This window comes from Thiobacillus denitrificans (assembly GCF_001530125.1).
Taxonomy (GTDB): Bacteria; Pseudomonadota; Gammaproteobacteria; order Burkholderiales; family Thiobacillaceae; genus Thiobacillus; species Thiobacillus denitrificans_C.
In genome coordinates this window covers 18,971-30,519 of the sequence record NZ_LDUG01000039.1, presented here as the reverse complement: position 1 = coordinate 30,519, position 11,549 = coordinate 18,971, and the positions used below count along the sequence as shown (strand labels likewise).

13 protein-coding genes are annotated in these 11,549 nt (G+C 62.6%); 2 read left to right on the top strand and 11 right to left on the bottom strand.

Going from position 1 to position 11,549, the window contains the following annotated elements; all coding sequences use genetic code 11:
* Nucleotides 1-315: 315 nt before the first annotated feature.
* On the bottom strand, nt 316-1,449 hold the full coding sequence (locus ABW22_RS13685; RefSeq protein WP_059757842.1) for a mechanosensitive ion channel family protein: 1,134 nt from the start codon (nt 1,447-1,449) through the stop codon (nt 316-318).
* Between the two features lie 183 nt (nt 1,450-1,632).
* Here ABW22_RS13685 and ABW22_RS13680 point away from each other — a divergent pair, with 183 nt between their 5' ends.
* Entirely contained in the window at nt 1,633-2,091 is a 459-nt protein-coding gene (locus tag ABW22_RS13680) for a glycine zipper 2TM domain-containing protein (protein ID WP_059757839.1), read from the top strand.
* A gap of 482 nt (nt 2,092-2,573) precedes the next feature.
* A complete protein-coding gene (locus ABW22_RS13675; RefSeq protein WP_059757837.1) occupies nt 2,574-2,849 on the top strand; it encodes a hypothetical protein in 276 nt (91 codons plus the stop codon).
* Nucleotides 2,850-3,022: 173 nt separating this feature from the next.
* Here ABW22_RS13675 and ABW22_RS13670 read toward each other — a convergent pair whose 3' ends face one another.
* The 10 genes from ABW22_RS13670 to ABW22_RS17420 form a co-directional block, all read right to left on the bottom strand.
* On the bottom strand, nt 3,023-4,534 hold the full coding sequence (locus tag ABW22_RS13670; protein ID WP_059757834.1) for an AAA family ATPase: 1,512 nt from the start codon (nt 4,532-4,534) through the stop codon (nt 3,023-3,025).
* 40 nt (nt 4,535-4,574) lie between these two features.
* Nucleotides 4,575-4,973 (bottom strand): TraR/DksA family transcriptional regulator, encoded by a 399-nt coding sequence (locus ABW22_RS13665; protein ID WP_059757830.1) that lies wholly within the window; start codon nt 4,971-4,973, stop codon nt 4,575-4,577.
* A gap of 125 nt (nt 4,974-5,098) precedes the next feature.
* Nucleotides 5,099-5,809: an N-formylglutamate amidohydrolase gene (locus ABW22_RS13660; RefSeq protein WP_059757826.1), complete on the bottom strand. Its 711-nt coding sequence runs from the start codon at nt 5,807-5,809 to the stop codon at nt 5,099-5,101.
* Nucleotides 5,810-5,815: 6 nt separating this feature from the next.
* The gene (locus ABW22_RS13655; RefSeq protein WP_059757821.1) at nt 5,816-7,051 is read right to left on the bottom strand and encodes a carboxylate-amine ligase; all 1,236 of its coding nucleotides are present in this window, start codon (nt 7,049-7,051) and stop codon (nt 5,816-5,818) included.
* Entirely contained in the window at nt 7,051-8,520 is a 1,470-nt protein-coding gene (locus ABW22_RS13650) for a RimK family protein (protein WP_059757818.1), read from the bottom strand. Before ABW22_RS13650 ends, ABW22_RS13655 begins: the two co-directional genes overlap by 1 nt.
* Complete coding sequence (locus tag ABW22_RS13645; RefSeq protein ID WP_059757815.1) at nt 8,517-9,248, bottom strand: C39 family peptidase; 732 nt, start codon at nt 9,246-9,248, stop codon at nt 8,517-8,519. The genes ABW22_RS13650 and ABW22_RS13645 overlap by 4 nt, the downstream gene beginning before the upstream one ends.
* A gap of 91 nt (nt 9,249-9,339) precedes the next feature.
* A complete protein-coding gene (locus ABW22_RS13640; protein ID WP_059757812.1) occupies nt 9,340-9,834 on the bottom strand; it encodes a BCAM0308 family protein in 495 nt (164 codons plus the stop codon).
* 36 nt (nt 9,835-9,870) lie between these two features.
* On the bottom strand, nt 9,871-10,767 hold the full coding sequence (locus ABW22_RS13635) for a hypothetical protein (protein WP_059757809.1): 897 nt from the start codon (nt 10,765-10,767) through the stop codon (nt 9,871-9,873).
* An 88-nt stretch (nt 10,768-10,855) separates the two neighbouring features.
* Nucleotides 10,856-11,368 carry a type 1 glutamine amidotransferase domain-containing protein gene (locus tag ABW22_RS13630; protein WP_059757806.1) on the bottom strand — a complete coding sequence of 171 codons (513 nt, stop codon included), beginning with the start codon at nt 11,366-11,368 and terminating at the stop codon, nt 10,856-10,858.
* Nucleotides 11,369-11,372: 4 nt separating this feature from the next.
* Nucleotides 11,373-11,534 carry a hypothetical protein gene (locus ABW22_RS17420; RefSeq protein WP_157648651.1) on the bottom strand — a complete coding sequence of 54 codons (162 nt, stop codon included), beginning with the start codon at nt 11,532-11,534 and terminating at the stop codon, nt 11,373-11,375.
* Between the last annotated feature and the right edge of the window lie 15 nt (nt 11,535-11,549).

Sequence of the window (11,549 nt, the reverse complement as noted above, 5' to 3'; positions counted from 1 at the left end):
CCTGACCCGAGAAAAAGCGTAAAGCGAAGGGGCTGTGGATAGGTGGATAGCTCGCCTGACGGCGACCTTCCCACCTATCCACAGCCCCACCAAAAGCTAAATCTTTTTTGATTTCCGATTCAAGGTAAAAACCGATCGCTCAGACTCAAACCTCGATTGGAATCTACTGGAAGGTGGCATGCGCCCGCTGTGGGCCTGGGCTGCGGCGTTTTGCACGGCCTGACGAAATCGATTAGGCCGCTAATAGCTAATAGGTGCTTCATGCGCATATGGCGGAAAAGTGGCCGCAAAATCGCCCGGATTCGCCTGTCTGCGTCAGCCAGCCTCCCGGCCTAGGGCGGGAGGCTCCCCCGAGCCGGCCGTTTGCGCCATGTCCGGGCCGGATTCGATATGCAGGGTGCGGGTGGGGAAGGCGATTTCCGCGCCGTGGGCCTGGATGATGGCCGCGACTTTCAGCAGCACATCCTGTTTGACCTCGTGGAAGTGAACCCACTGGACGGTTTTGGTGAAGGCGTAGATGAAGAAATCCAGTGACGACGCAGCAAATTCGTTGAAATTGACGATCAGGGTGGCGTCGGGGTCGATCTCGGGATGGACCTGCAGCATGGCTTTCACGTCGGCGATGATGGCGGCCATTTTGTCGAGGTCGGCATAGCGGATGCCGATGGTTTCCTTGATGCGCCGGTTGGTCATGCGTGAGGGGTTTTCCACCACGATGGTGGTGAACAGGGCATTCGGCACATAGATCGGGTTCTTGTTGAAGGCGCGCACGCGGGTATGGCGCCAGCCGATATATTCCACCGTGCCTTCGATCTGCTTTTCCGGCGAGCGGATCCATTCGCCCACCGCAAACGGACGGTCCAGATAGATGGTCAGGCCGCCGAAGAAGTTGGCCAGCATATCCTTGGCGGCGAATCCCACGGCGATGCCGCCAATGCCGCCAAAGGCCAGCACGCCGGACACGCTGAATCCCAGGGTTTGTAGGATGACCAGCGCGGAAATGATGACGACCGTGAATCGGCCCAGTTTGGAGAGCGCGTCGAGCGTGGTGTAGTCCAGCGCATCCTCCATCGCCGCGCTACGGCTCATGATGGTTTGGGTGGCGTGGCTGATCAGTTTGAGCAGGAACCAGGCCAGCGCGGCGACGATGACCGTGTCCCGGGTGGGAACGACAAAAGCGAAGACCGGTGCGCCGCTGTGCTCATGCATGATCTGAAGGGCGAAGGCCACGCCCGCCACCCAGACGATGAGCGTCAGGGGTTTGCGGGCGGCCCTGATCAGGGCGTCGCCCCACACGTTCGAGGTGCGCGCGGCGACTTTCTCGATATGGCGCAGCAGGTAGTAGGCGCCGATATTGATGGCGATGACCGCGACAATCACCATCAGCACCTGGGGAAGCCAGGAGGCGGCCAGGAAGGATAGCCCGAGTTGTTGTGCCAGATCGTTCATGAGCGGAGTTTTCTGTACGTGTGGATTGAGGGGGCAGGGCGTCTGTGGGGATTCTATGTTGAAAGTCATGAACCATTTCTGCCCATCTTACCGGGCCTCGCATCCCGCGGCCGGTGTGAAGAGGCGGACTGCGGCAAATTATTTACTAGACTGAACACTCCAAGATTAAGAAGGAGTTTGACCATGAATCAGCGGATTGCATTGCCATTATTGTTGTGTGTAGCCCTGGTGGGCGGCTGCGCTGAAATGGGCAGCCTGGGTGGAACGAAATATGGCGAGACGAGTAGTACGGCGGCGAGCCAGTCGGATCGCGACGGCACCATTGCGCAAGTAGAAAACATCCAAGTGGATGACAACTACAAGCTTGGCGTGGGGACGGCCGTGGGCGCGGTTGCAGGCGGCCTGCTTGGCGCCGGGGTGGGCGACAGCACCACCGCCACGGTGGCGGGTGCGGTAATCGGCGGCGTGGCAGGCACCTATGCCGAGAGCAAAATCTCCAAAAAAGATGCGCAGCGGATCACCGTCAACATGGTGACCGGGGGCCGCGTGACGATTACGCAGCCGATCGACAATCGCTTGCGCGAAGGCATGCGCGTGCGGGTTGAAGGCAGCGGCGAGAACGCCCGCGTGGTGCCGCGATAAGTGTGGCTGGGTGGCGCGGCCGCTTGAGCCAACCGCCGCCATCCGCACCTGCTATCGCGCCCGGCCTGCCTCGGTGGCGGCCGGCACCTCGATCAGCTTACCGCTTTTCACGTCATAGATTAGCCGTATATGGGGAGGTCGCCTGGCACCAGGGGATAGTTGCGGATGCCCTTGTCGCCGAAATTGGAAGCATAGTTCTGGTTGGCTGACAGGACTTCGTTCACGACTGTGCTCATGCTGTTCTCCTTGTCCAATCACATTCCGCGAAGCATGCAGGCGGACGGCTGTCGCGGATTCGGGCCGTCTGCGATGTCGTCTGCCTGACGCGGCCATCGCGTACAGCCAGGCAAACGATCGGGGAAATGCAGTATAGGCAGCCGGAATCGCCGACGTAGGCGCGTCAAGAAAGCAACCGCGCGATTCGCGTTGTGGCTGCTCAGGTTCTATGCTGAAAGCGCGTCAGTTTCATGTGGGGACCTGCCATGAGTCACAAACACGAGAGTCTGTTGCGGTCCATTTTCGAAGGCCCGGTGAGTGCCAATGTTCATTGGCGCGAGGTGGAGTCGATGCTGACGTATCTGGGCGCCAGGGTGGAGCCTCACCACGGTGCGAGCTTCCGCGTGATCCTGAACGAGGTGGAGGGATTTATCCATCGTCCGCACAACAGCAACACCTGCACCAAACAGGAACTGCGCCATGTGCGCGATTACCTGGTGTCGGCCGGCGTGAGTCCCTCGCAGATTCAGGTCGGGGAGTGAATTGACCACAATATTGCATTTAAACAATAGTATGTGGCAACAAGTTAACCTGAAATATAAATAGTCTTTCCACGGCCTGCCTGAGCATGCGTTTCCTATCCACCGGCAGGATGTGCATCAAATCAATCAGGTGCAGCTAGCATTTCAGATACGGTCTGTGCAGCGACACGGAACTACCCACCGACGCTGACGACGTCTGCCTTTTCATCGGCGGCGAGCGCTTCCTCGGTATCAAGCTGATGCTGCAGCACGTCGAGACCAGCTTCAGAGGCATCGCTTCCTTCGCGTGCGCGCTTGATGATCCGTTCACGCAAGGTCGCCACGGGAACCTGCAAATCGAGAATGTGGAACGCCACGCCACGCGATTGCGCCAGTTCGCGCAGCAGGTCGCGCTGCCAGCGTGCGATGAAGGTGGCGTCGACGATCACCGGCCAGCCGGCGTCGAGCACCGCGCCGGCCAGACAGGCCAGGTGGTCATAGGTGCGGGGGGTGGCGTCGGCCGCGTAGAGCTGTTGTCCGACGCCGGAGCCGCTGCGCACCAGGGCGTCGAGCCCGGCCAGGCGCTTGCGCTCGATATCGGAACGCAGGCGGATGGCGCCCGGGGTCTGCAGCAGTTTTTGGGTGACGGTGGTCTTGCCGGAACCCGACAGGCCGTGGGTGATGTCGAGGCGCGGGAGCGGGATCTGTGTCAGCGTCGTTGCCAGCTTCAGCAGCGAGCGCACCTCGGCGAGCGCGGCTTCGATGGTCTGCGCGCTGCGAATTGCACTTACCTTGGCGCGCACCAGCGCGCGGTACACCGCGTAGTAGCGCAGCAGCGCGATCCCTGCATAGTCGCCGGTGCGTTCCAGCCAGCCGTTGAGGAAGAGCCAGGCCCAGTCGGCATGGCCGCGCTGCAGCAGGTCCATGTAGCAGAACGCGACCTCGGACTGGATGTCGATCCAGCGCAGCTCAGGATTGAATTCGATGCAGTCGAACACCAGTAGATGGTCGTCGACCCAGGCGAGGTTGCCGAGGTGGAGGTCGCCGTGGCATTCGCGCACGAAGCCGTCGCGCTTGCGCGCGGCCATTAGCGGGGCGAGCCGGGCGTGCTCGGCTTCGCTCCAGCACTGCAGGGCATCGAGGTTCTGCCGATCAGCCGGGTCGTCGAGGCGCGACGAAATCTGCACGAAATTCTGCGCCACCGGCTGCCAGATTTTTTCCGGGCTGCCCCAGGGGCTGTCTGCCGTGGCACGCGCGCAGCCTTCGCGATGGAAGCGGGCGACGGTGGCGGCGATGGCGTCGACGTGTTGCGCGGTCATTCCGCCCTGGGCGTCGAGCCGGTCGAGCGTGGCGTCCGGCGGAAACTGGCGCATCTTCACGGCGTACTCGAACGTCTCGCCGGTGCCGTTGACGCGTGGGGCGGCCGGGGTGCCGGTGATGGGGACAACGTCGAGATAAATGGCGGGCGCGAGCCGCCGGTTGAGCTGCACTTCGTCGCAGCAGACGTGCAGACGCTTGTCGAGGCTGCTGAAATCGAGGAAGCCGAGATCGAGCGGCTTCTTGATCTTGTAGGCGAATTCGCCGGTGAGCAGAACCCAGGAAATATGGGTCTCGATCAGTCGGACCGGACCGGCCGCGTGGTCGTAGCAGGCCGGATCGTGCAGGCTGCGGATCAGTTGAGGCAGATCGTCTTTTGGTTCCGGCATCACGCAATGTCCACTTCGGTTCGATCGTGCGGCGGCCGGCTCACATTTTCGGGTGGCCTTCCTGCGCATACTCCCTTTCGCGTTTCTCCTGGCATACGATGCAGCGCTTGGCGATCGGAAAGGCCTGCAGACGCTTGAAGTCGATGTCGTCCCCGCAGTCGGTGCACACGCCGTATTCCCCATCCTTGATGCGCTGGAAGGCGGCTTCGATGTCCCGCATGCCCTGTATATGGCGGTCGAGAATCGCCACGTTGAAGTCCGCCAGGGCGTTGGCCATCGACTCGTCGCCGGTGTCGCCGGGCTCACGGTTGAGCAGGTCGATGCGATGCTGGTCGCCCGAGTTTTCCAGTTCATTGCGCACTTCGCGCAACAGTGCCTGGTTATCCTCGTTCAGTTTCTTGGCCAATTTATCAAGCTGGGATTGGTTAAGGGGTGCCATCGAACCTCCTGCTCATGTACGGTTGTAAATACCTGCTTCATGTATCAGGATAGCAAGCTCCCGTTTCAAGCATAAGCCAAATCAGGACCTGCGCCTCCCGCGGTCCCTTTAAATCCGACAACCCGCTAGCCCGCTGTGATTGCCTGACATAAAGACCCGATTACTTGGCTGCGCAATGCGTGCCATTGGCGCCCCCCTTTATAAACATGCTTCTGGTTGATTTCCAGCTCGATGCCGACATAAACGTCAGCCGGGAAGCGGCGTCGCAGGTAGGCGGTGAATCCGTCGGACTTGCCGGTGTAGGGGTAATTGCGGCGCACGTCCAGTTCTGGCGCCCGGGCCTTGAGCCGGGTCTGCCAACGGCGGCACAATTCAAGTTCGCCAGACCGCGCCGGATCGTAGAGCAGGCCGACATCGGCGTTGCGGATTGCACCGTCGAGTTCCGGCGTGAAGCTGTGGGAGGAGAGGTGGATCACCCGGCTGCCGTGCGCAATTGCGTCGGCGATATGCGCCTCGACCTGGTTGCGGTAAGTCAAATAATACTTTTCCAGTATGTCGCGGCGGACCTTGGCCGGCACGCCACGTGTGGCCTCGGAGTAGAGGTGCGAGTGGCCGATGGAGCGGTTGAGGTCGATCAGCAGGCGGCTGGTGCTGGAGACGAACAGCGGCGCCGTCAGCGCCTTGGCCATCTGCCGGGCCAGGGCAAGCGCACCGGGATCGTAGCCGCGATGGGTTTGCAGCAAAGCATCGAAGCCCGCAAACAGGGGGCGGTAGCGGGCCGGGATGCGGTTCCCGCCATGCTCGCAGGTGATGAGGACGTAATCCGGTTTGGCCATGGCCTGTCAGTCGACGAACAGGCGTCCTGTTTCCAGGCAGTCGCACACGTCTTCGTAGACTGCGTGCAGACGCGCTTTCGTAACGTCCCTGCCGGCCGCGCGCAGGATGCGGCGGGCGAGCGGCCCGTGTTCCCGTATCACGCGCAGCGGTTCGCACCAGGGCCCGGCATCCCCCAGCGCGGTCATTTCGACAAGGTGCTGCCACAGTTCGCCGGCCTGGCATTGCCGATCCGCAAAACCCAACAGCCGCAGGTAGCCGGCATCGTCGATCACCGCCTGATCGGCGTCGCGGATGCAGGCGTGCAGGATCTTAGCCAGGGCATCGGTGACGATGGCTTGCTGCACAGCGAGCGACGAGAGTTTGCCATCGTAGAGTGCCCGGATGACGGCGGTGGCGGCAGCGGCAATGGCGAGGTCGGCCTGCGGGCATTCCTGCACGTCGATCACGCGGATCTCGATGGCATTGCGGTCGAAGCGCGGAATCGCGCCGCGCGCGTTGAGCCATTCGTGCCGCAGCACGCCCTCGGGGTCGAGCGGGGCGATGTCGCGGTACATCGGCGCCAGCACCTGCGCCTGATATTCGGCGCGGCTGCTGAGCGTATCTGGGATCACCTGGCCGATCACCGAAGGGACTCTGCGGACGGCGGTGCGGTAGGCCTCCATGCGGGTGTCCAGATAGCCGCTGGGCTGACCGTCGGCGATGGGCGAACTCGCGGCAATGGCCGGCAGGATGGGCAGCAGCAGCCGCACCGCGGCATGCAGGCGGGCGAACTCGTCATCGTTGGCGAAGGGCAGGTTGACGTGCATGCTCTGCAGGTTGGCCTGGCCGTGCTTGTGGCAGCCGAAGATGCGGTCGTAGGCCTGGTAGATGGGCGCGTTTTCGTAGGGCCACAAACGCGTTTCGGCGGCGGGATCCATCCACGGATGCATGCCGGTGGGCATGAGCCGCGCGCCCAGGGGGTGCAGCAGGCGGTTGATCTGGTTGATCTCGGCCTGGAAACCCGCAGCCAGCGGTTCGAGCGCGGGATCGGGACGGACGTTCTTGAGTTCGACGAGGTGCAGCACGATTTCGTTGGACCAGCCAAATTGCCCGCGCCCGACATCCGATGCGCTTTCACCCGCAGCGGCACGCAGCAGCCTGTCGGCAAGCGGCATGACCGCAAGGGTTTGCCGGTCCACGATCATGTATTCCAGTTCGATGCCGTAGCCTGTAAAAGCATGCAGCGCGGGGGCGGCACGCATCAGGCGTTCACCCGCTTGCGCGCCTCGATGCGGCGCACGAACGAGCCCATGACCTCGCGGTAGAGGGCATCCTTCAGCACGCCGTCCTCGTTGCCGGCGTCGACGTTGGGGTTGTCGTTGACCTCGATGACATAGCAGCGGTTGCCCACCTGCTTGATATCCACGCCGTAGAGGCCATCGCCGATCAGGTTGGCTACCTTGAGGGCGATCTTCACCACTTCTTCCGGTGCTTCGGCCACCGCCACGGCTTTGACCGGGCCTTCTTCATAGCCGCGGCGGCCGGGCTCGCGCTTGACGATTTGCCAGTGCCCGGCGGCCATGAAGTACTTGCACACGAACAGCGGCCGCCGGTCGAGGATGCCGACGCGCCAGTCGAACTCGGTGGGCAGCCATTCCTGCGCGACGATCAGTTCCGATTTCTGCAGCAGTTCGTTCACCTTCACGAGCAATTCCGATTCTGATTCCACCTTGGCCACCCCGAGCGAAAACGAGCTGTCCGGCTGCTTCAGCACGCATGGCAGCCCGAGGCTGTAAATGATCTGGCCCACGTTGTCCGGGTGCACCATCAGCGTCCGCGGCGCGGGGATGTTGTGGCGGCTGAGCAGTTCGGCGAGATAAACCTTGTTGTTGCACCTGAGGATGGAGTCCGGATCGTCGATCACCACCAGGCCTTCCGCGCTCGCCCGCCGCGAAAAGCGGTAGGTGTAGTGGTTGGCGAAGGTGGTGTCGCGGATGAACAGCGCATCGAACTCGGGCAGCCGGGCAAGATCGGCGCGGGTGATGAATTCCACGGCGAGGCCGACGTCCTCCGCGGCCTTCTCGAATTTCTGCAGCGCACGCGGGTTGGAAGGCGATTCCGCGTTGTCGGGGTCATGCAGGATGGCGAGGTCGAAACGCGGCGCAGGACGCTTGTGCGCGTGCCGTCGGTGGCCCATGAAATACGCGGTGGCGGCCTCCACCACGAAATCCTGATGTGATGGCGGGATGTCGCTGGCGGCGATTGCGCGCACGCTGCGCAGGCGCCACTGGTCGCGGTGCCGCTCGAAATGGGCGCGCAGCAGGGGCGCCTGCAGCAGGCTGAAGAGTTGATGGCTCAGGGTATCGTGGCGGCTTGCCACGTTGCGGCCGAAATAGATGCTGAGCTCGAACGTGTCCGACTTGATGGGGGCGAGCGATTTTTGCACCAGCGCGTCGAGATCTTCGGTCAGCAGCCGCACCAGATTCTGCGACTTCAAGTCCTCCATCGTGCTCACCCTCGGCAGCGGCTTGTGGCCGCGCGCCTCGGCCAGCAGGGAGACGTAGTAACCGAGGCTCTGATAGCGATAGGAGCGACACAGGTTGAACACCTTGACCGAACGCCCCTCGCCATAGGCGGGATCGGTCAGGTAGGTGCGCGCCGAAACCACGCTCACCCCGGGAAGGTCGAGCGGCCAGTCGCGCGGATTGTCGACCACGATCAGGATGCTCACGCGGCCTCCTTCGGCGCCGCCTGGGGCGGGTAAATCACCAGCAGATTGGCGTCATGAGTGACGATGCCGAGCAGCACCGCGCCGATCACGCGATCGATGCTGACCCAGTATTCGTGCGACGGGCTGTAGGGGTGCCGCCAGTAGGGGTCGGCTACCAGCACGGTGCGCTTTTTGCGGTCGTAGCCCGCGATCACGACGAAGTGCCCGGACGGCAAGCCGCGAATGTCGTCGGGCGCGTCGTCGGGCCCGTATTCCCGCACTGCGCGATACAGGTAGGTGGAACTCAGGCCGGTGATGATGGGCAGATTGCGGCGCAGCAGGCCGCGGATCAGGGGACGCGAAAGATCGGTCAGGCGCAGGCGCCCGCCGAGGCGCAGAAATTCCAGATAGCCCTCGGTGACATGCCGCAGCCTGGCGTCCTGTTTCACCTCGCGCTGTCGCTGCAGGCGCTCGGCAATGTCCACCCCCGGTACAAACCAGGTGGGGTCGAACACCGTCAGGTTGTAGGTGTAAATGGTGGCCTGGAAGCCCTGGCGTAGGGCATCGCAGGCCAGAAAGATCGCGAAGGTGCCGCCGTGCGTCATCCTGTGGGTGCGGGCGATCACCTCCGGAAGCGGCACATCCGCCCCCCAATAGTTGTAGACGGCATGCAGGCAGGTCGGGCCGCAGGTCGTCTCGTCCGGTTGCGGCAGCATGTTGACCGGCAAACGCAAGGTGATCGGATGCATGAAGCAGGCCTCGCCTAAAAGCTACCCTGGTTGCTTGACGGGATGGCCGGCGATGGCATCCCGTTGCTGCCACGAAACCACTAACAGGCTGCTAGCGTTCCCACACCACGCGCAGCAGGTTCTCCTGCTCGTTGTAGTGATACTCCAGTTCGCCCTGGTAGGCATGGTGAAGCGCCTCGCCGATACCGCGGGCGAGATGGATGTCGGTGGTGGTGATCTGGACGCCGTCATCCTGATCCTCGATTTTCATGATCCGCTTCAGGGGATGCTCGGCCTTGGCGCGCGCTTCCTCGTTCCTGGCCAGCTGCAGCACTTCCTCTCGGTGATCCTTGAAGAACGAACCGCTCAAGGTCACATAGCCGGCCGGAAATTCATCATGGATGCGGTGGCAGGCCGGGCACATTTCCTCGTGGGCCTGGGCAGGCTTCGACAGCCATTGCCAGCGCCCCTCGTGGAACACAGCGCCGCATTGCGGGCAAACCGTGGGTTCCGGCAGCTTGTGCTTGGCCTTGTAGGTGTCGTGCCGGGTTTCCTGCACCATGCGGTCGCGACGGACGGGATGGAAGTCAGTGAATCGGGTTTTCATTTTGCGCTCCTGTTGATGACATCAAAAAAGACTTGCTTAAATCCACTCCTTTTCCGCGGCGGCGCGCTGTTCCCCCCACAGCGCACCCGGCGGCAGATCGAGCAGGGAATAGGCCCCCGCCTGCAGAAATGGCAACGCGCGTGCGGCGGCAAGCATCATCCGCGCAGCGAGCCCCGCCTCGTCGTAGCGGGCTTCCAGCAGAAACGAGGCATGGCCGGTTTCTACCGATGCGGCGTGGCGTTCCAGCATCACGCCATGGTTGGTTTCTTCCAGCGCGGCAATGCTGGGCACCGGGAAGACCAGCGTCTGTTCATCGAGAAAGAGGGGATCGTTGACGATGGCGATCTCCACTTCATCCGCGTCTGCCGAGGGTTCCAGTTCAACATAAACATAGCGTTGGAGGGCGCCCCCCATTGACCTGCGTTCTGTCGCCAGCGCTTTCCTCACCCCCTTGATATCTGCAGCGGCCAGCGTGTGGTGCAGGCTTGATCCGGTATGGAGGCTGGTTTCCGTATGCCCGCCGGGCGCCAGCAGCGCAAACTGGCAGCGGAACAGGGAGAGCGCGCCCGGGTCGCATCCCGCGCCGACGACAGCCGGCACCTTGTGATGAAGCGCGGCCCGATGGATTTCAGACTTGTGTGCGAGGAAAGCCTCGCCGTGGAGGCGCGCGCATTCCACTACCGGAATGCGGCTTTGCAGCAGGTCTTTCGCGACCCCCATGACCGCGTCGAGCGGCACGCAGATGAGCGCGGCATCCACCTCGTTCAACTCGCTGATGTGGCTCACGGCAGGTGCTTTCAACCAGGAAGCCGGCGGCCCGCCTGGGCGCCTCACCACCCCCGCCAGAACGCTGGCCTGGTCGGCCAGGATGGCTTCTGCGCATTGGCGTCCCACATTCCCCAGGCCGATGATGGCAAGCCGTGTTTTTTTCATGTTGTTACGCCGACATCATGGGCCGGCCCGGTTTTCGAAAAGGCTTATCGTTGATTCATCTTAGGACGCGGAAAGCACGATGGAGGATTCACCGTGAGGGATTTGCCAGCAGCCGGAGCATTTCACGCATGAAGGCGGGCAGGTCGGCGGGCTGTCGGGAGGTGACCAGCTTGCCGTCCACCACCACTTCCTGGTCTTCGTAAAGGGCGCCTGCCTGTTTCAGCTCCTCGGCAACCGAAGGGGCGCAGGTGGCGCGCCGCCCCACTATCACGCCGGCGCTGATCAGTATCTGCGGCCCATGGCAGATGGCGGCGACCGGTTTGTTGCTGCGCATGAAGTCCTGTGCGATCGCGATGGCGGCCGCCTCCTTGCGCAGGGTTGCGGGCGCCTTGCCGCCGGGGAGCACGAGCAGGTCGTATGCCTTCGGGTCGACATCCCGCAGCGCCATGTCGGCGACGACTTCGTAGCCGTGCTTGCCGTGGATTTTCCCCCTGGAAATGGAGGCGACGTCCACCGCCAGCCCTGCTTCCTGCAACCGGTAGAACGGAAACAGAAGTTCGGAATCCTCGAAATGATCTGCGCTGATTATCAGGGCTTTCACGACACTATGCTTTGCGCTCCAGCGCAATGCCGACCAGTTCGATCACCACACCCAGCGCAAGGACTGCCAGACCGCCCCACACCTCGGGCGCCAGGTACATCAGCAGGCCGCCCAGCACCACCAGAAACAGCGCGAGAACACGCCTCGAACGTCGCATTCTCAACACGCTGAATGTTCCTTT